The sequence below is a fragment of the Streptomyces fragilis genome, from assembly GCF_003112515.1.
Taxonomy (GTDB): domain Bacteria; phylum Actinomycetota; class Actinomycetes; order Streptomycetales; family Streptomycetaceae; genus Streptomyces; species Streptomyces fragilis.
In genome coordinates this window covers 133,469-152,512 of the sequence record NZ_BEVZ01000004.1, presented here as the reverse complement: position 1 = coordinate 152,512, position 19,044 = coordinate 133,469, and the positions used below count along the sequence as shown (strand labels likewise).

The window sequence follows — 19,044 nt, the reverse complement described above, 5'->3', positions numbered from 1 at the left end:
TCCGGTCCAGCAGACCATCACATCAGGGAGGCGCAGGGTGCCGAAGGTGCCGGAGACGTTCTTCGACGCATCCACGGTGCGCGCCTGGTGCGCTCTGGCGCTCGCCGCGCTGGGACGGGCGCGCGAGGAGATCGACGCCATCAACGTCTACCCGGTGCCCGACGGCGACACCGGGACCAATCTCTACCTGACCCTCGAGGCGGCCGCCGCGGGCGTCGAGGACGCCTTCGCCGCCGGGGCCCTCCCCTCCCACTCCGAGGCGATGCGGGCCATGGCCCACGGCGCGCTGGTCGGCGCCCGGGGCAACTCCGGCACCATCTGCGCGCAGCTGCTGCGCGGCCTGGCCGACGGCCTCGACGACAAGGCCCCCCACGCGGACGCCGACGGGCTGTGCGCGGCGCTGCGGCGGGCCGCCGACTCCGCCTGGGACGCCGTGGCGCGCCCGGTGGAGGGCACCGTGCTGACCGTCGCCTCGGCCGCCGCGGCGGCCGCCACCGCGGCCTCCGCCGCGTCCGCGGCCTCGGCCGGAGCCGACGCGGACTGCGGCACGGTGGCGCGGGCCGCGTACGAGGGAGCCTGCGAGGCCCTCGCCCGGACACCGGGACAGCTGGAGACCCTGGGCCGGGCCGGCGTCGTCGACGCGGGCGGGCGCGGGCTGGTCGCCGTCCTGGGCGCGCTGGTCGAGGCGCTCACCGGGGAGCGGCCCCGGGTGACGCCGGTGACCCGGCCGGCCGGATCGGCGACGGCCTCGGCGGCCGCGCAGCACCCCGCCGCCGAGGCCGCCACCGGGTGCGCGACGGGTGGGCACGGGGAGGGCGGCGACGGCCCGGCCTACGAGGTGATCTTCCTCCTCGACGGGTGCGACGACGCCGCCGTGGACCGGCTCCGCGGGCGGCTGGACGCCCTCGGCGACTCCCTGGTGGTGGTCGGCGGCGACGGGCTGTGGAACGTCCACGTCCACGTCGACGACCCGGGAGCCGCGGTGGAGGCCGCGGTCGAGACGGGGCGGCCGCACCGGATCCGCATCACGCACTTCGCCGCCGACGCCGCCGCGACCGCGGGGCGGGCGGGCGGGCACGGCGCCCCGGCGGAGCCGAGCCGGCGGGCGGTCGTCGCGGTCCTGCCCGGCGAGGGGCTGGCCGCGCTGTGCGCCGAGACGGGCGCGGCCACGGTGCTGGCGCCCTCCGGGCGGCCGGTCTCCACCGAGGAACTGCTGGATGCCGTCCGCGCCGCGCACGCCCGCGAGGTGGTGCTGCTCCCCAACGACGACGAGCTGCGCCGCACCGCCGCGGCCGCCGCGGAACAGGCCCGGGCCGAGGGGATCCGCGTCGCCCTGATCCCCACCCGCGCCGCGGTCCAGGGGATCGCCGCGCTCGCCGTCCACCAGCCGGAGCGCAGCTTCGACGAGGACGTGGTGTCCATGACCTCCGCGGCCGGCGCGACGCGGTTCGCCGAGGTCGCGGTCGCCGACCGGCAGGCGTGGACCATGGCCGGCATCTGCCAGCCGGGTGACGTCCTCGGCATGGTCGAGGGCGACGTCGCCCTCATCGGCTCGGACGTCACCGCGGTGGCGCTCGACGTCCTGGACCGCATGCTCTCCGCGGGCGGCGAACTCGTCACCCTGGTCCTCGACGACACCGCCCCCGCCGCCCTCGCCGCCACCCTCGAGGCGCACGTCCACGACCACCACCTCGCCGTCGACACCGTCGTCCACCACGGCGGCGCCCAGGGAGCCCCCCTCCTCATCGGCGTGGAGTGACATCGGCGTGGACTGACGCCGTCGGCGTGGTGGGGCCGTTACCGGGACGCCTTCGCGCGGTGCATGGCCGTCAGGCGGACGGCGAAGTACGCGGCCGAGGCCGCGGAGGCGACGGCCAGCAGGTCGCTCGCGGTGGACAGGGCCACGGCGGTCCTCGTCCGCTGGAGGGTGTCGGCCAGGTCGAGGCCCGCGGCGCCGCATCGGCCGATCAGGACGGCCCCGAGGAACAGGCCCCACCAGAGGTGCACCGGCCACAGCGGTGTGCGGGGCGGCGTCCGCTCCTCGGACGGCGTGGGGGAGCAGGCCCGCCACATGTCGACGGCGACCCGGTGGGGGAGGACGAGGTTCGCCACCGGGACGAACCAGGCGGCGAGCGCCCAGCCGGGGCCGTTGCGGAAACGGTCCGGCGCCAGGGGCCCGGCGGCGCGGCGCATCGCGACGAACCAGACGAGGAAGGCGACCGCGCAGAGGAGATGGGCCGCCGCCTGCAGACGCCCCGCGGTGGTCCCGTACAGCTCGTGCGCGGAGCGCAGTTCGTCCACGGGCACGGCGACGAAACCCTGGTCCCCGCCGAGCAGCGTGAGCAGCCGGACGCCGGCGTGGACGGCGAACAGGTCGCTGAGCGCCGCTGCCGCCAGCAGGACCGTCAGAACGACGAGCGGGCCCCGCGAGGCAGGCCGCGCACCGCGCGGGACGACGGGCGGACGAAGGGCGCCGGGCGCGGACATGGTGAGGATCCTGAGGGCTGGACGGTGAAGGAACGCGAGGACGGGTTCGAGGGCGGGCGCACGCCGGGCCGCGGGTCGGCGGCGTGTCCGTCCCGCCCCACGGGGCGCGCAGACGCGCGGCTCGCGGGGCGGGCGGCGGTCAGGAGGCCGTCTCCTGGAGGAGGGCCTCGGCGTCCGAACGGCGGGCGTGGAGGGGGCCGGAGGGGTCGGGGTCCGCGTCGCAGGCGGCGAGGACCGCGCGGGCACGGGCGGCCGCGTCGGCGGGCCGGCCGAGCGCGGACTCCAGACGCCCCAGGGTGAGGAGCGCGTCCGCGTGGGCCGCCCGGGCGGCCTCCCCGAGGGCGGCGAACCCCGACACCGCCTCCGTGAGGTGCCCGCGCGCCTCCTCCGAGGGCCCCTCGTGGTCGGCGAGCAGCCCGCCGAACTGATGGTGCGTGCCCGCGAGTTCCGCCTGCGCGGGCAGCCGCCCGGCGTCGTCCTCCGCCACGGTCACCGCCTCCCGGCACGCGGCCAGCGCCTGCTCCATCAGCTGCCGCGCCGCGGGAGCGTCGTCCTCGGCCGCCAGCCACGCCCGTGCCCGCAGCGCCCGCACCTGCCCCGGCAGGTCGCCCAGCTCACGCCAGAGCTCCCCGGCCCGCGCGTACGCGGCGTCCGCCTCGGACGGCAGCTCGGCCCGCGAGAGCGACTCGGCGGCGAGGTGCGCCAGCGTCGCGTGGTCCCACTGCTCCGGCCAGTGCGCCGCCAGCTCGGCCGCCCGCAGCCGGCGCTCCGCCGCCTCACGGTGGTCGCCGAGCGCCGCCAGGCAGTCGCCCAGCCACCACAGCGTCTGCACCACCACGCCGTCGCCGTGCGTCTCGGGCGACAGGTCCGGCAGCGTGGACTCCATGACCTCCGCCGCCTCCGCCCAGCGCCCCTGCCGGTGCAGCAGCCCGCCGAGACGGTGCCGCGCGTAGGCGCCCAGCGTGGCGCCCTGGCCGGCCTCGTCGGCCCAGTGCGCGGCCTCCAGCGCGTGGTCGGCGGCCTCGGCCACCACCGCGCCGCCGTCCGCGCACTCCGTCAGCACCTCGCACAGCTGCAGGTGGAGATGGGCGTGCCCGGCCGCGGGCAGTGCCTGGCCGCCGTGCTCCAGCGCGGCCCGCAGGTGCAGCGCCGCGGTCTCCGGGTCGTCCAGGTGGTGGGCGATCGCGGCCAGCCGCGACTCGTACTCCACCGTGTACCAGGGCAGCCCCGCATCCAGGAACTGCCGCACCGCGAGCGTCAGTTCGGGCACCGCCTCCTCGGGGGACCCGGCCAGGTCGCCGAGCATCGCGTGCGCCTCGGCGGTCCGGGAGACCAGGTGCGGGTCCTCGGTGCCCGGGGCGTGCTCCGCGACGAAGGCCAGCACCTCGCGGGCCGCCTCCCGGGTTCCCTCGGCCGCCTCGGTCTCCGCCGCCGGGTCGGGCTCCTGCCCGTCGGCGCCCTGGGTGAGCCGCAGCAGCACGCGCGCCCGGGCCATCAGCACGGAGGCGGTCTGCCGCACCCCGGTGTCCCCGGCCGCGAACAGCGCCAGGCACTGCCGGTACGGCGCGGTCACGTCCTCCAGCGCCCCGTCGAGCTTGCCGGACAGCGTCCGCGCGTACACCCCGCGGGCCCGCGCGGCCAGCGCCTCGCCCAGGTCGCCCGCCTCGGCGTACAGGGTGGCCGCGGTGGCGAACAGGTCCAGGCCGTCGGGGCCCAGCGCCATCGCCCGGTGCTCGGCGATCTCCGCCCGGTCCCGCGCGGTGAGCACCACGCCCGCCGCCGCGTCGTCCGCACCCACCGGGCCGTCCGCACCCGCCGCGTCGTCCGCACCCACCGGGCCGTCTGCACCCGCCGGGCCGTCCGCGTTCGCCGTGCTGCCTGCGCCTGCCGCGCTGCCGGGGGTCACCGCCCCGCCTGCGTTCGCCGTGCTGCCTGCCCCGGCCGGGCTGTCCGCGTTCGCCGCGCTGCCGACGCTCGCCGCGCCGCCCGACGCCACGGTGGCCCCGGCGGACCCGGCGGCCCGCTCCACCGCCTCCCACGCCTCCACCGCGCTCGGCAGCAGCGCCTCCGACCGCCGCCGTGCCTCGGCCAGCAGCGCCGCCAGGTCCTGCCGCCCGTCGGACGACCCGGAGGACGCCGCCCCGGCCGCCGAGGCCGGCCGCGGCCCCACCGTGGCGACGGAGACCCGCACACCCAGCGGCAGGCGCTCCACCAGCGGCTCGCGCGCCATCCGCTCCCGCACCTGGTCGCTGACGTACGAGGTGCCGTTGCGCCGGTCGAAGGCCTCCGCCAGCGACAGCGCCTCCTGCCGCGCGTGCGCGGCGAGCTCCGCGGCCGTCCAGTCACGGCCGGCCGGCCCCGGCACCTGCCGCGCGCCCATGCCCAGCGCCACCAGCCGGTCCATGACCAGCGCGGTCACCGCCAGGTAGTCCTTCTTGCTCGACGGGTGCCCGTCGTCGGTGAAGTACGCCGGCCGCTGCGCCAGCAGCTCCAGCGCCCGCGCCTCATTGCCGGTCAGCGCGCAGAACTCCACGTGCTCGGCGTAGGAGGACCGCATGCTCTCCGTCGCGCGCACCAGGCGGAAGCCGCGCAGGTGGTGGGCCTTCGCCTCGTCGAGGCGGCCCAGCCGCAGCAGCGGCAGCAGCGAGGACGCCAGCACGTTGTGCGGCTCGTGGGCGCAGGTGAAGCGGCCCTCCAGGACCGGACCCCACACCTCCAGCGCCTCCGCGTCACGGCCGGCCATCACCTGCCACCAGCCCTGCCCCTGCAGCTCGCAGGCGTAGCAGTCGGCCATCCGGTCCCGGTCCGCCGCCAGCCACGCCTGGTAGGCGCGCTCCGCCCGCTCCAGGTCGCCGACGTGACTGGCGACGTGGAACTCGCAGGACCGCACGGCCCGCTCGGAGTGGCCCGCCAGCCGGTAGCGGCGCTCCATCTCCTCCAGCCAGTTCTCCATGGCGTCCAGCGGGATGTGCGGCTGTCCCAGCATCCCCGTCGACATCCACTTGAAGCGCCAGAACAGCGAGTGCGTCTCGTACGCGTCGAAGTCCTCCGGCCGCTCGTCCCACATCCGCAGCAGCCGGGCGAACGGCACGAACGCCTTGTCCTTCTCCGAGCTGTAGTTGTAGACGGTCAGCTGGTGGCCCAGCGCCTCGATCACGGCCAGAGGTATGCCCAACGCCTCGGCGTCCGCGAGCAGTTGCTCGGCCCGCGCGTTGCGCGACGGTCCCTCCGGCCGCTCGCCGTTCTCCGCGATCGCGCGGCGCAGCTCGTCCAGGCTGGTGACGGAAGTCAACGGACGTCCTCCTCGTTGTCGCCGGGCATGGCGTCGCCGGGCGTGGCGCCGCCGTGCGTGGCCCACTCCAGCAGGCCGAGGAACGCACGGTTGAGCAGCGCGGTGTCCGCGGGCCGCAGCGGCCGCTGCGCCATGAGTAGCGCCTGCCCGTACAGGGACTCCGTCGCCGTGCCGACCAGCTCCTGGTCCGTCAGCGAACCCAGGCGCCGGACCAGCGGGTTGAGGTGGTTGAGCACCAGGCGGGCGCGCGGCGCCCCGCCTCGCAGCGAGCCGAGGATGCCCGACCACAGGTCGTCGGCCTGCTCCTCGGCCTCCGCCCGCGCCTGCTCGTGGCGCGCGGAGCGGTCGTCCAGGTGGAGCGCCGGCACCGTCATCGGGTGGAAGGCCCGCAGCACCACGTCGCAGCCCAGGGCGTCCAGCCGGGCCCGCGCCGCCGCCAGGAACGGCTGCAGCGCCAGCTCCACCGACGGGTCCACCGAGTCCAGGTGGGCCGTCACCACGTCCGCGTCCAGCTCCGCGACCACCGTCCCCGGCCGCACCGAGGGCAGCGCCTCCACCAGCTCGGTGTCGTAGGTGTAGCCGCCGTTGACCACGCCGACGCCCTGCGCCGAGGCGATCGCCGACACCTGCCGGTACTCCTCCACGGTCCGCGTGAAGTGCACGATCTTGTGCCGCTGGGCGAACTCCTCCAGCGACAGCCGCCCGTCCGTCGTCTCGAACGGCAGCCAGGGCAGCATCACCCGCAGCATCTCCGCGTCGTGCCGCGCCAGCGCCTTCACGCCCAGGTGGTGCACGGCCAGGAACGCCGTCAGCCGGTCCGGGTCGCCCGCCGCCAGCCCCGTCAGCCACGACCGGATCCGCTCGCCGAGGGCCTCGCGCACCGCCGCCAGCGTCTCGTCCTCGTACAGCGACTCCCGCGAGGCGGTCGGCCGCAGGGTGTCCGTGTCCAGCACGCACCGCACGAAGAACGCCCAGTCCGGCAGCAGTTCGTCGGCCCGGTCGGTCAGCAGCATGCCCTTGAGGTGCACGCGATGACCGGCCCGCTGCGCCGGGCTGACCGCGGCCGGCAGCACGTACGCCACGCCCCGCACCCCGGCCACCGGCACGTCCAGGTCGATCGAGTCCAGCGGGGTGAAGCCGAACAGCTCACGGCAGTGCCGCGCCAGCGCCACCCGCCGGGTCGACGGGCTCTGGTACGAGCGGTCCCAGGGCGCCGGCAGGTCGGTGACCGCCTCGTCGTTCACCCGCACGTCGTACGGCAGCAGCGAACCGAAGTCGCGGGCCAGCTTCAGCACCCGCTCCTCCTCCAGCCACTGCCCCGCCCCGGCGCGCGCCCGCAGGTGCACGGTGGTGCCGGGCTCGGCGCGGGCCTCGTCGGGCAGCGTCCGCACGGTGTACGAACCGTCGTCGGTCGCCAGCCACTCCACCGGAGGAGAGCCGGGCGAGCGGGCGCTGCGGCTGACCACCCGGATCTCCTCGGCGACCAGGAAGCAGGCCAGCAGACCGATGCCGAACTGTCCGAGGAACCCCGAGCGCGCCGACTCCAGCGAGGCCGCGTCGCCGCGCTTGGAGCTGCGGCCGATGGTCGCCAGCAGCTGGTGGACGTCCTCCTCGGTGAGGCCGACGCCGGTGTCCTCCACCCGCAGCGTCCCGCCGCCCGCGTGCAGCCGCACGCGGGCCGGGGCGTCCGGATCCTCCGCGCGCCGCGCGGTGACGGCGTCCACCGCGTTCTGCAGCAGCTCGCGCAGGTAGACCTTCGGGCTGGAGTACAGGTGGTGGGAGAGCAGGTCCACCAGACCGCGCAGGTCGACCTGGAAGGAGTGCGGGGCGGCGGGTGCGGGCTGGGACGGCTTCGGGGTCTGGGAGTCCATCGTCACGGCGCCGGTGGGGGATGCGAGGGCTCGGCGCGGGGTCGGGCGGCACCGTATGGGGCGGTGGACCGCGGGGCGGGGTTGCGGGACGCGCCATCCTAGAAGCTGAAGAACACACCTGACCAGGAGTTTCCACAGGCATTCCGCGGTGCTGTCGCACCCGTGGTGTGGAATGGAGGACGTGCCCGCACTGGAAGAACCCCTGAAGAAGGTGCTCGGCCCCGCCACCGCCAAGGTGATGGCCGAGAACCTCGGCCTGCACACGGTCGGCGACCTGCTGCACCACTACCCGCGCCGCTACGAGGAGCGCGGCCGCCTCACCCGGCTCGCCGAACTCCCCATGGACGAGCACGTCACCGTGGTCGCCCAGGTCGCCGACGCCCGGCTGCACACCTTCGCCTCCAGCCGGGCCCCCCGCGGCAAGGGGCAGCGCTTGGAGGTCACCATCACCGACGGCAGCGGCCGCCTGCAGCTGGTGTTCTTCGGCAACGGCGTCCACAAGCCGCACAAGGACCTGCTCCCCGGCACCCGCGCGCTGTTCGCCGGCAAGGTCTCCATGTTCAACCGGCGGCTCCAACTGGCCCACCCCGCCTATGAGTTGCTGCGCGGTGAGGACGCCGTCGAGACGGTCGACAGCTGGGCCGGGGCGCTCATCCCGATCTACCCCGCCACCGCCAAGCTGGAGTCCTGGAAGCTCGCCAAGGCCGTCCAGACGGTGCTGCCCAGCGCCCAGGAGGCCGTGGACCCGCTCCCGGACGGCCTGCGCGAGGGCCGCGGCCTGGTCCCGCTGCCCGAGGCACTGCTCAAGATCCACCGGCCGCAGACCCCGGCCGACGTGGAGGACGCCCGCTCCCGCCTCAAGTGGGACGAGGCGTTCGTCCTGCAGGTCGCCCTCGCCCGCCGCCGCCACGCCGACGCCCAGCTGCCCGCCGTGCCCCGCAGGCCCACCCCGGACGGCATCCTCGCCGCCTTCGACGACCGCCTCCCGTTCACCCTCACCGAGGGCCAGCGGAAGGTGTCGAAGGAGATCTTCGACGGCCTCGCCGCCGAACACCCCATGCACCGCCTCCTGCAGGGAGAGGTCGGATCGGGCAAGACGCTGGTCGCGCTGCGGGCCATGCTCGCCGTGGTCGACGCCGGGGGACAGGCCGCGATGCTCGCGCCCACCGAGGTGCTCGCCCAGCAGCACCACCGGTCGGTCACCGAGATGATGGGCGACCTCGCCCAGGGCGGCATGCTGGGCGGCGCCGAGCACGCCACCAAGGTGGTGCTGCTCACCGGCTCCATGGGCGCCGCCGCCCGCCGCCAGGCCCTGCTCGACCTGGCCACCGGCGAGGCCGGCCTGGTCATCGGCACCCACGCCCTGATCGAGGACAAGGTCCAGTTCCACGACCTCGGCCTGGTCGTCGTCGACGAGCAGCACCGCTTCGGCGTGGAGCAGCGCGACGCCCTGCGCGGCAAGGGCAAGCAGCCGCCCCACCTGCTGGTGATGACGGCCACCCCGATCCCGCGCACCGTCGCCATGACCGTCTTCGGCGACCTGGAGACCTCCGTCCTGGACCAGCTGCCCGCCGGACGCTCGCCGATCGCCAGCCACGTGGTGCCCGCCGCCGACAAGCCGCACTTCCTGGCCCGCGCCTGGGAGCGGGTCCGCGAGGAGGTGGAGAACGGCCACCAGGCCTACGTGGTCTGCCCGCGCATCGGGGACGAGGAGGACGACCCGAAGAAGGCCTCGCGGAAGAAGGAGGAGGCGGAGACGGCGGACCGGCGGCCGCCGCTCGCCGTCCTGGAGGTCGCCGAACAGCTCGCCAGGGGCCCGCTCGCCGGACTGCGCGTCGAGGTGCTGCACGGCAGGATGCACCCGGACGACAAGGACGCCGTGATGCGCCGCTTCGCCGCGGGCCACACGCACGTCCTGGTCGCCACCACGGTGATCGAGGTCGGCGTGAACGTCCCCAACGCCACCGCCATGGTGATCATGGACGCCGACCGCTTCGGCGTCTCCCAGCTCCACCAGCTGCGCGGCCGGGTCGGCCGCGGCTCCGCCCCCGGCCTGTGCCTGCTGGTCACCGACGCGCCCGAGGCGAGCCCCGCCCGGCAGCGGCTGGGCGCGGTGGCCTCCACCCTCGACGGCTTCGAGCTCTCCCGGATCGACCTGGAGCAGCGCCGCGAGGGCGACGTGCTCGGCCAGGCCCAGTCCGGAGCCCGTTCCTCGCTGCGGGTCCTCGCCGTCATCGACGACGAGGAGGTCATCGCCCAGGCCCGCGAGGAGGCCGCCGCCGTCGTCGCCCGGGACCCCGAACTCACCGCCCACCCGGGGCTGCGCGCCGCCCTCGACGCCCTCCTCGACGAGGACCGCGAGCAGTACCTGGAGAAGGGCTGAGAGACTGGAGCCCCAACGTCACATCCACCGTCGGACCGCGAAGAGGACCTGAGCAGCAGATGAGCCGCGTGATCGCCGGGACCGCGGGAGGGCGCCGGCTGGCCGTCCCCCCGGGCAACGGCACCCGTCCCACCTCCGAGCGGGCGCGTGAGGGCCTGCTGTCCACCTGGGAAGCACTGCTCGGCGGCCCCCTGGAGGGCGAGCGCGTCCTCGACCTGTACGCCGGCTCCGGCGCGGTCGGCCTGGAGGCGCTCAGCCGCGGGGCCTCGCACGCCCTGCTGGTGGAGGCCGACCACCGCGCCGCCCGCACGGTGCGGGAGAATGTCCGCTCGCTCGGACTGCCCGGCGCCGAGGTCCGCCACGCCAAGGCCGAGCAGGTGATCCAGGGCCCGCCTCCGGGCGCCCCCTACGACCTGGTCTTCCTCGACCCGCCGTACGCGGTCACCGACGACGATCTCCGGGAGATCCTGCTCACACTCCGCTCCGGAGGCTGGCTCGCCGACGAGGCGCTCGTCACCGTGGAGCGCAGCACCAGAGGCGGCGAATTCAGCTGGCCGCACGGTTTCGAACCGCTGAGGTCCCGCCGTTACGGAGAAGGCACCTTTTGGTACGGTCACGCCGCCTCCACCAGCGAGGACGCGCCATGACCGGACCGGAGAGCGAGGGATCTCACGTGCGCCGCGCCGTCTGTCCCGGGTCGTTCGACCCCATCACCAACGGACACCTCGACATCATCGCCCGGGCCTCCCGCCTGTACGACGAGGTCTACGTGGCCGTGATGATCAACCAGAACAAGTCGGGCCTGTTCACCGTCGACGAGCGGATGGAGCTGATCCGCGAGGTGACCTCGGACTGCCCCAACGTGATCGTCGAGTCCCACCACGGCCTGCTGGTCGACTTCTGCAAGCAGCGCGACATCCCCGCCATCGTCAAGGGGCTGCGCGCGGTCAGCGACTTCGACTACGAACTGCAGATGGCCCAGATGAACAACGGCCTCTCCGGGGTGGAGACGCTCTTCGTCCCCACCAACCCCACGTACAGCTTCCTGTCCTCCTCGCTGGTCAAGGAGGTCGCCGCGTGGGGCGGCGACGTCGCCCACCTGGTGCCGCCGACCGTCCTGACGGCGCTGGCCGGGCGGCTGCGCAGGAGCTGAGCCGCACGGCGCCGACGCGCCGGGGACGCAGCGACGTCCCGCCAACCGTGCCGGACGGGCCGCCGGTCGCCGTACAGTCGTCCCGTCCGTCTCCAACCAGCTGTAGAGAGTGGCGAGTCCAGGTGGACGTGCAGAACAAGCTCGACGAGATCGTCGGCATGGTGTCAGGTGCCAGGTCGATGCCGATGTCGGCCTCGTGCGTGGTCAACCGCGCCGAGCTCCTCGCCCTGCTGGAAGAGGTCAGGGACGCCCTGCCCGGCTCCCTGGCCCAGGCCCAGGAGCTGATCGGCGGCCGCGAGACGATGGTCCAGCAGGCCCGCGAGGAGGCCGATCGGATCGTCGAGAGCGCCCACGCCGAGCGCGCCTCCCTCATCTCCGGCACCGAGATCGCGCACCAGGCCCAGCAGGAGGCCGAGCGCATCCTCACCGAGGCGCGCGCCGAGGCCGAGGAGATCCGGGCCGAGGCCGACGACTACGTCGACTCCAAGCTCGCCAACTTCGAGGTCGTCCTGACCAAGACCCTGGGCTCGGTGGGCCGCGGCCGCGAGAAGCTGCTCGGCACCGGCCCCGGCGTGGACGAGAACGGCTACGAGGACGAGGACGCCCCCGAGCGCAGCCACGACCCCGAGACCCTGCGCCGCGACGCCGACAGCTACGTCGACGCCAAGCTGGGCGCCTTCGAGGCGGTGCTCGCCAAGACGCTGGAGGCGGTCGGCCGCGGCCGGGACAAGCTGCAGGGCCGGATCGCCTCCGACGCGCTGGCCGACCTGCCGCTGGGCGAGGACGGCATGCCGCTCGCCCACGAGAGCGACGAGGACTTCCTGGCAGGGCTCGCCGACGCCGCCCAGGCCCCGGAGCGCCGCCCCGAGCGGCCGCAGCCCCAGCTTCCGCAGCAGCCGCAGCACCAGCCGCAGTACGACCAGCAGGCGCCGTACGAGCAGCAGCCGCAGCACCAGCACCCCTACGAGCAGCAGGCGGCCCAGGACCCCTACGGCTACCAGCAGCCCCAGCCGGCCGCGGCCTCCTACGGCTACGACCAGCAGGGCGGGCACGCGCAGGGCTACGGCTACGACTACCAGCAGGGGGACCCGTACGCCGCCTACGGCCAGCAGCCGCAGCAGCCGCAGCAGCAGCCCGCGCAGCAGGCCCAGCCGGGCTACGACCAGGGCTACGGATACGCGGAGCCCGCCCCGGCCGCCCGCGCGCTGGACGAGACCAGCTTCTTCGACACCGGCATGATCACCCCCGAGCAGCTGCGGGCCTACGAGCAGGGCCGCGGGCAGTAACCGCCCGCGACGGACCGTGGGATCGAGGGGGGCAGGTTGGGTGCCGGTCGAAACGTCCAGTATCCTGGCTCTTCGGTCGTGCCCTCTGGGCGCGATTCCCCCCTCTTCACCTCGCAGATCTAAGGCTGGAATGGCTCAGAACGCCCGCCTCGACCACCGCGACCCTCTCGTGTTCGACACGCATGAGCTGGGGCGGCGGCCCGGTGCGCTGCGGCGCCTGACCAGGACGGTCGAGGCGCCCCGTGACCTCGGCATCGCCGACGTCATCGGTGTGCCGGAGGGCAGGCCGCTGGAGCTCGAGCTCCGGATGGAGTCGGTCCTGGAGGGCGTCCTCGTCACGGGGACCGCCCGTGCGAAGGCCGAGGGGGAGTGCGTAAGGTGTCTGGAGCCGCTCGAGCGTCAGCTCGTGGCGGACTTCCAGGAGATGTTCTCGTACCCTGACGCCGACGACCGGGGCCGCCCCAAGGCGGACGCCGGCGACGACGCCGAGGACGACGAGGACACTCTGTATCTCGAGGACGGCATGTTCGACCTCGAGCCCGTGCTGCGTGACGCGGTGGTACTCGCACTGCCGATGCAGCCGGTGTGCCAGGAAGACTGCCCTGGTCTGTGCCCCGAGTGCGGGGTGCGGCTGGCGGACGACCCGGACCACCACCATGACGCCGTCGACATCCGTTGGGCGGCTCTGCAGGGACTCGCAGGTTCACTCGAACCCGGCGAGAAGGACGAGATGAGCGGCGGCGCGCCTCAGTCAGCACGCGCCGACGAGAAGCAGGAGAAGTAGCCGTGGCTGTTCCGAAGCGGAAGATGTCGCGCAGCAACACGCGTCACCGCCGGTCGCAGTGGAAGGCTGCGGTCCCCACCCTGGTGTCGTGCGAGCGCTGCCACGAGCCCAAGCAGCAGCACATCGCGTGCCCGTCTTGCGGCACGTACAACAAGCGCCAGGTCCTCGAGGTCTGAGCGGCTGGTGAGAGGCTCCATGTCCAACGCCAAGAAGGCGGACACGGCCTCGTCCCACACGCTTCTGGAAGGGCGGCTCGGGTACAAGCTCGAGTCCGCCCTTCTGGTGCGTGCACTGACCCACCGTTCCTACGCGTACGAGAACGGCGGTCTGCCCACCAACGAGCGGCTGGAGTTCCTCGGGGACTCCGTGCTCGGTCTGGTGGTCACGGACACGCTGTACCGGGCCCACCCCGACCTCCCGGAGGGCCAGCTGGCCAAGCTCCGGGCCGCGGTGGTCAACTCGCGTGCGCTGGCCGAGGTGAGCCGTGGGCTCGATCTCGGTTCCTTCATCCGGCTGGGCCGCGGTGAAGAGGGCACGGGTGGCCGGGACAAGGCATCCATCCTCGCCGACACCCTCGAAGCGGTGATCGGCGCGGTCTATCTCGACCAGGGCCTGGACGCGGCGGCGGAGCTCGTGCACCGCCTCTTCGACCCGCTGATCGAGAAGTCCTCGAACCTGGGCGCCGGCCTGGACTGGAAGACCAGTCTCCAGGAGCTCACCGCGACCGAAGGGCTCGGCGTTCCCGAGTACCTGGTCACGGAGACCGGCCCCGACCACGAGAAGACCTTCACTGCTGCCGCCCGCGTCGGAGGCGTCTCGTACGGCACCGGCACCGGCCGCAGCAAGAAGGAAGCGGAGCAGCAGGCCGCGGAGTCCGCCTGGCGGGCCATCCGGGCCGCCGCGGATGAGCGGGCCGAGGCGGAGGCCGCCGAGGCCGCCGCCGCGACCGCCTCCTCCGGCGACACCTCCGCCTCCGGTGACGTCTCCTCCTCCGGCGGCGTCGCGGACGGGGGCTCCCAGGAGGCCCCGGGTGAAACCGGTGCGCCGCGCGAGGGCGGGACGGCCGACGCCGAGCAGGCGTCCGCCTGACCCGCGTCCGCCTGACCCGCGTCCGCCGGGTCCGGCCGTGCCCCCGGTACGGTCGGGTCCGGTCCGCCGCAGTACATCCGTGAGCGCCCGCCCCCGACCGACCGGGGGCGGGCGCTCGCCCACTCCTCAGGGGAAGACGGAGATCCGGCCATGCCCGAACTGCCCGAGGTCGAGGTCGTCCGGCGCGGCCTCGAACGCTGGGTCGCCCACCGCACCGTCGACGCCGTCGAGGTGCTCCACCCGCGCGCCGTGCGCCGGCACCTGGCGGGCGGGGAGGACTTCGCCCGCCGGCTGACCGGTCACCGGATCGGCGTGCCGAGCCGCCGCGGCAAGTACATGTGGCTTCCGCTGGAGGACGCCGGCCAGGCCGTCCTGGCCCACCTCGGCATGAGCGGGCAGCTCCTGGTCCAGCCGCACGCCACCCCCGACGAGAAGCACCTGCGCGTCCGCGTCCGCTTCGACGACGACCTCGGCACCGAGCTGCGCTTCGTCGACCAGCGCACCTTCGGCGGGCTCTCGCTGCACCCCACGGACGCCGAAGGGCTGCCCGACGTGATCGCGCACATCGCGCGCGACCCGCTGGACCCGCTCTTCGACGACGAGGCCTTCCACCAGGCGCTGCGGAGGCGTCGCACCACCGTCAAGCGAGCGCTGCTGGACCAGTCGCTGATCAGCGGCGTCGGCAACATCTACGCCGACGAGGCGCTGTGGCGCGCCCGCGTGCACTACGAGCGCCCCACGGCCGGCTTCACCCGCCCCCGCACGGCGGAACTGCTGGGACACGTGCGCGACGTGATGACCGCCGCCCTCGACGTGGGCGGCACCAGCTTCGACAGCCTCTACGTCAACGTGAACGGCGAGTCCGGCTACTTCGACCGCTCGCTCGACGCGTACGGCCGCAAGGGCCTGCCGTGCCGCCGGTGCGGCACCCCGATGCGGCGCCGCCCGTGGATGAACCGTTCCAGCTACTTCTGCCCCCGCTGCCAGAGGCCGCCCCGGGCCGGGTGACGGTCCGCACCCCGCCGCCGGGAGGCGAGCGGGTGCGGGTCGGGAACCATTGACGTGCCCCTGGCGTGAATGACTTCGCCGTCGCACGTCGCGTACGGCGTGTCCGGGGGGCGGGGACCGACATGGACGGCAGCGGTGTCGAGGACGGCGTTCCGGGCGGGCGGGTGCGCCCGTGCCCCGGCTGCGGGCTCGCCGACCGGGTGGCGGGCGTTCCCGCCGTGCACCAGGAGGGCCGGGGGAGCGTCCTGGAGATGTCGGGGGTCGGCGACCGCCGGACGCTGCGCCCGGCGGACACCGGACTCAGCCGCGCCCTCGCACCGGCGCCCGCCCGGTCGTACGCCCCGCTGGGCTTCGCCTGCGCGAGCGTGATGACCCTGCTGGCCACCGTCGTGCTGGCGGCGTTCGGCCTGTTCGGCACGGTGGCGGAGCACGGTTACGAACGGTTCCGGGGCGCCGTGGCCGAGCGGAACGCCGCGGGTGAGGAGGAACCGGAGCCGTCGTCGACCTGGATCACCGGCGAGGACGGCACGCCCCTCCTGGTGACCGGCCCCGACGAGGGCCTGTGGGGCGAGGACGGGAGCGTGACGGAGGAGGGGTCGACGTTCGAAACGGTGCCGGTGCCGCCGTCGGCCGAGGACAGCGGCCTCGACGATCTCCTCGTCCTCCCCTGGGCGGCGGCGGGCGTCATGGGCGCCGGGACGGTGCTGCTGACCGTCCTGGCCGTGCGCAAGCAACGCGAGAACGCGCGCGTCCGGGCCGGCCGTCCCGTCGCGGAGCGGATCTGGGCCCGCGGCTGGTACTGCCGGCGCTGCGGCACGGTCCACTTCCCCGACGCCGAGGGGGCGCAGGCCGAACCCCTCCAGCTGGCGGAGTTCCGCCACCTGGTGTGGAGCGAGGGCGGCTACGGACACCTCGCCGCCCGGCGCGGCTGAGTCCCGGCACGGCCGCCGGGGAAGGCGCCCACCTGTTCCGCCGGGGCCCCGCCGTTCCCGGGCGTCACCCCTGGGCGACGAAGACGCAGAACGGGTGGCCGTCCGGGTCGCGGTAGACGCGGAAGGACTCGTCGTCCTCCTCGTCGGGCTCCTCGCGGTCGGCCAGCAGGCTCCCGCCGAGGGCCAGGACGCGTTCGTGCTGGACGTGCAGTTCCGACCGCGACGCCACGCTCAGGTCGAGGTGCATCTGCTGCGGCACCGGGCCGTCCGGCCAGGTCGGCGCGTCGAGGCGCTCGACCTGCTGGACGGCGAGCTGGGGCAGGCCCTCCGGTGTCCTCAGCACCAGCCAGTCACGTCCGCGCTCGTCGGGCTCCCCCTCCGGGGGCGGCTCGTCGCCCTCCCGGTAGACCAGGCCCAGCAGCGAGCGGTAGAACTCCGCCAGCCGGCGGGCGTCCGTACTGTCGAGCACCGTCTGCACCAGCCGAAGACCGCCGCCCTGCCCGGACACGTTTCCCCTTCCGCTCGACCGCCCCTGCGGGTGACAGGATGCCAGGCGCGACGAGGCCGGGCCGGTCACGGTCCCGTGCCCACCGTTGTTCCCGGCCGGCCCCCGGACGGCGGTCGGCTCAGTAGCCGAAGAAGTGACGCGCCGGATCTCTGACCTGCGGGCATGCAATCGATCACCGCCACGATCTGCGGCTTAGCCGTCGGTGGTGGTCAGCGTTGGTCGTCGTTGAGCACCCTTCCGCGGCCCGAGGACGGCCCGGGAGGGCGCTCGTGCGTGAGCGCCGCTTTACAAGTCGATGCTCTTGTCGCCTAGATTAGACACGATGCGTCGCCTATGGTAGACAGGGGGAGTGGATAAGCGAACCTTGATTCAGAAATTGCGGCAGATCGCCGCAAACAAGGACGCTGATCTCGTACTCACGCGACAGGGAGCAAACCATGAGATTTACACCCTCAGGGGCGTATCTCTTCCTGTCCCGCGACATAGGGAGATCGCTGAAGGAACCGCCAAGACTTTGATCAAGGCGGCGGAGGGAGCGTGATCGACTGGGGGGCCGAGTGCAGGTCGGCCCCCTCCGATCAGGGTCTCACGCCTTCGGCTGTGCATGCAGAACAAGGAAGAAGGAAGAAAGGAGAAAGGAGACGTGGCCGACACTAGGATTTACCACGCAGTTGCCACCCAAGACGGGGCGCACTGGGTAGTTACCATTGACGACCTCCCTGAGGGACTCGTCGGTGTCACCCAGGGGCGCACATGGAGCGAAGCACGGAAGATGGCTACCGACGTAGTAGCCATGCTGCTGGAGGTGCCTGAGGAGGCATTTGAGGTTGTGATGCGGCCGGCCGATCAAGGCATGGCCAACGCCATCATCACGGCCGCGAAGGCCCGAGAAGAAGCCGAGCTGGCCAATAAGGCCGCCGCTGAAGCATTGGCGGCAGCCGCGCGAACCCTAACCGCTAAGACCACGGTCAGGGATGCAGGCTCGATGCTCGGCGTCTCACATCAGTACATCGCCAAGCTCGCTCCGAAGAAGAGTTAATCCAACTCTGCACTGTGCGCCGCTCGGGCCCCTGTCAGCTTGCAGGCTGGCGGGGGCCCCGCTTATGCACTGAGACGGCCCAGCCTATGACTGGGCCGTCTCAGGAGCTCCGCGTTTGCTGGTCCGTAGCTCTACACAGATCGGTCGATGGCGGTCACGCCAGTCGCAACACGGCCGGGTAGGTTCAACAAGGGACGGGGGCGGTAACCGAGGTTGCTGTACTGCGAGCATCCCCGTCCTCGTGCTGCTGGGTGGCGCCTAGTCCCCGAGTACGGGTCAGGTTGGCTCGGGTCGACGCAGCGGCTCAGCGCCTTCTGACCAGATCCGAGTGCACCATGGCATGCCGGTGATCGCCCCCACGGTTGCACCAAATCGTCGACCATCTGCGTGGACGAACTCAATGTCGTGACGCTGCGCTTCCATGTCAACGTCAGAGCGAGCAACTGTCAGCTCATCTATCGCCACCTCGTAGTGCTGGTGGATGCGAGCTCTCGCCAACTCAACTACTCGTTCGAGCGTTGGGGCCTGACTTCATGCCTCGCCGCGCGAACGGGACTTCAGCTTTTCATAGGCAAGCTTGGTGGCTCCTATGATGGCCGCAGCGCCAACGCCCCCTGCTGTGCCAGTCGATACCTGCATCAGAAGTTCAGAGAAAGAACCTGACGCGCCCCAGTTGTGAACCCCTGACCGAGCCGAGATGCTGCTGTAGCTGGGGTACTCCTTGTTCTCAGCCCAGGCGATGGCCTTGAGCTCCTCCAGGACTTCCTCGGTGTACATGTCAAGATGGTGCAGTGCCACATCCCAGACCTCGTCCGGGTAGCAGCCGGGATCATGCTGAAGCGCAACCGCTATGTGCGTTTCTTCTTGCATCGCCCCTCCGTGCCAGTGACCTGAATGATCGCAGCTCGAGTACCGTTGGGCAGCCGTTTATGTGTAGGTCGGGGAACCAGTTTGGACTGGAGTTGCAGTGGCCGCGTCAGGTGACGGGCGCCAGCGTGCCTGGCCCCGCCTCGGTCTCGGCTTTGAGGTGTTGCCACACTGTCAGGTCGATCGCGGGCCTTGGCTGCCCGTGCTCAGGAGCACTGAGCGCCGGACTAGCAGGCCGCCTGCGTTCGCTGGTGTTGATGTCAGTCGATGTGTCAGCTTTTGCCCGCTGCGTGAGCTGCGAAGTCCGGCTAACTCAACTAGGCAGTTCATGGAGCGTGTGATCCG

At 73.2% G+C, this 19,044-nt stretch carries 16 protein-coding genes; 11 read left to right on the top strand and 5 right to left on the bottom strand.

Annotated features, from left to right (window positions below; genetic code table 11):
* The first annotated feature begins 37 nt into the window (after positions 1-37).
* Positions 38-1,759 (top strand): DAK2 domain-containing protein, encoded by a 1,722-nt coding sequence (locus Sfr03f_RS13885; RefSeq protein WP_108954211.1) that lies wholly within the window; start codon positions 38-40, stop codon positions 1,757-1,759.
* A 38-nt stretch (positions 1,760-1,797) separates the two neighbouring features.
* Here Sfr03f_RS13885 and Sfr03f_RS13880 read toward each other — a convergent pair whose 3' ends face one another.
* From Sfr03f_RS13880 to Sfr03f_RS13870, 3 genes are all read right to left on the bottom strand, one after another.
* Positions 1,798-2,487, bottom strand: a complete 690-nt coding sequence (locus Sfr03f_RS13880; protein ID WP_108954210.1) for a DUF4328 domain-containing protein — start codon at positions 2,485-2,487, stop codon at positions 1,798-1,800.
* Between the two features lie 139 nt (positions 2,488-2,626).
* Positions 2,627-5,779, bottom strand: a complete 3,153-nt coding sequence (locus tag Sfr03f_RS31230) for a tetratricopeptide repeat protein (protein ID WP_245967558.1) — start codon at positions 5,777-5,779, stop codon at positions 2,627-2,629.
* Positions 5,776-7,650 carry an HSP90 family protein gene (locus Sfr03f_RS13870; protein WP_108954209.1) on the bottom strand — a complete coding sequence of 625 codons (1,875 nt, stop codon included), beginning with the start codon at positions 7,648-7,650 and terminating at the stop codon, positions 5,776-5,778. Before Sfr03f_RS13870 ends, Sfr03f_RS31230 begins: the two co-directional genes overlap by 4 nt.
* A 172-nt stretch (positions 7,651-7,822) precedes the next feature.
* Between Sfr03f_RS13870 and recG the strand changes: the two genes are divergently transcribed.
* The 9 genes from recG to Sfr03f_RS13825 all read left to right on the top strand — a co-directional run bounded on the left by recG (position 7,823) and on the right by Sfr03f_RS13825 (position 16,285).
* Entirely contained in the window at positions 7,823-10,033 is a 2,211-nt protein-coding gene (gene recG / locus Sfr03f_RS13865; RefSeq protein ID WP_108954208.1) for an ATP-dependent DNA helicase RecG, read from the top strand.
* A gap of 59 nt (positions 10,034-10,092) precedes the next feature.
* Positions 10,093-10,680: a 16S rRNA (guanine(966)-N(2))-methyltransferase RsmD gene (gene rsmD / locus Sfr03f_RS13860; protein WP_108954207.1), complete on the top strand. Its 588-nt coding sequence runs from the start codon at positions 10,093-10,095 to the stop codon at positions 10,678-10,680.
* Positions 10,677-11,186, top strand: a complete 510-nt coding sequence (gene coaD / locus Sfr03f_RS13855; protein WP_108954206.1) for a pantetheine-phosphate adenylyltransferase — start codon at positions 10,677-10,679, stop codon at positions 11,184-11,186. Before rsmD ends, coaD begins: the two co-directional genes overlap by 4 nt.
* A 122-nt stretch (positions 11,187-11,308) precedes the next feature.
* Entirely contained in the window at positions 11,309-12,472 is a 1,164-nt protein-coding gene (locus Sfr03f_RS13850) for a F0F1 ATP synthase subunit B family protein (protein WP_108954205.1), read from the top strand.
* Positions 12,473-12,602: 130 nt separating this feature from the next.
* Entirely contained in the window at positions 12,603-13,256 is a 654-nt protein-coding gene (locus tag Sfr03f_RS13845; RefSeq protein WP_108954204.1) for a YceD family protein, read from the top strand.
* A gap of 2 nt (positions 13,257-13,258) precedes the next feature.
* A complete protein-coding gene (gene rpmF / locus Sfr03f_RS13840) occupies positions 13,259-13,432 on the top strand; it encodes a 50S ribosomal protein L32 (RefSeq protein ID WP_052859918.1) in 174 nt (57 codons plus the stop codon).
* A 19-nt stretch (positions 13,433-13,451) separates the two neighbouring features.
* Positions 13,452-14,345 carry a ribonuclease III gene (gene rnc, locus Sfr03f_RS13835; protein ID WP_108954203.1) on the top strand — a complete coding sequence of 298 codons (894 nt, stop codon included), beginning with the start codon at positions 13,452-13,454 and terminating at the stop codon, positions 14,343-14,345.
* A 150-nt stretch (positions 14,346-14,495) separates the two neighbouring features.
* Positions 14,496-15,353, top strand: a complete 858-nt coding sequence (gene mutM, locus Sfr03f_RS13830; protein ID WP_108954202.1) for a bifunctional DNA-formamidopyrimidine glycosylase/DNA-(apurinic or apyrimidinic site) lyase — start codon at positions 14,496-14,498, stop codon at positions 15,351-15,353.
* A 122-nt stretch (positions 15,354-15,475) separates the two neighbouring features.
* Entirely contained in the window at positions 15,476-16,285 is an 810-nt protein-coding gene (locus tag Sfr03f_RS13825) for a hypothetical protein (protein WP_108954201.1), read from the top strand.
* A gap of 64 nt (positions 16,286-16,349) precedes the next feature.
* Here the strand turns inward: Sfr03f_RS13825 and Sfr03f_RS13820 are convergent, their stop codons facing one another.
* Entirely contained in the window at positions 16,350-16,793 is a 444-nt protein-coding gene (locus tag Sfr03f_RS13820) for a VOC family protein (RefSeq protein WP_108954200.1), read from the bottom strand.
* Between the two features lie 604 nt (positions 16,794-17,397).
* On the opposite strand from Sfr03f_RS13820, the gene Sfr03f_RS13815 reads away from it, so the two are divergent.
* Complete coding sequence (locus Sfr03f_RS13815; protein ID WP_108954199.1) at positions 17,398-17,832, top strand: type II toxin-antitoxin system HicB family antitoxin; 435 nt, start codon at positions 17,398-17,400, stop codon at positions 17,830-17,832.
* A 531-nt stretch (positions 17,833-18,363) separates the two neighbouring features.
* On the opposite strand, the gene Sfr03f_RS13810 is transcribed toward Sfr03f_RS13815, so the two are convergent.
* Positions 18,364-18,702 (bottom strand): hypothetical protein, encoded by a 339-nt coding sequence (locus Sfr03f_RS13810; protein ID WP_108954198.1) that lies wholly within the window; start codon positions 18,700-18,702, stop codon positions 18,364-18,366.
* Positions 18,703-19,044 lie beyond the last annotated feature (342 nt).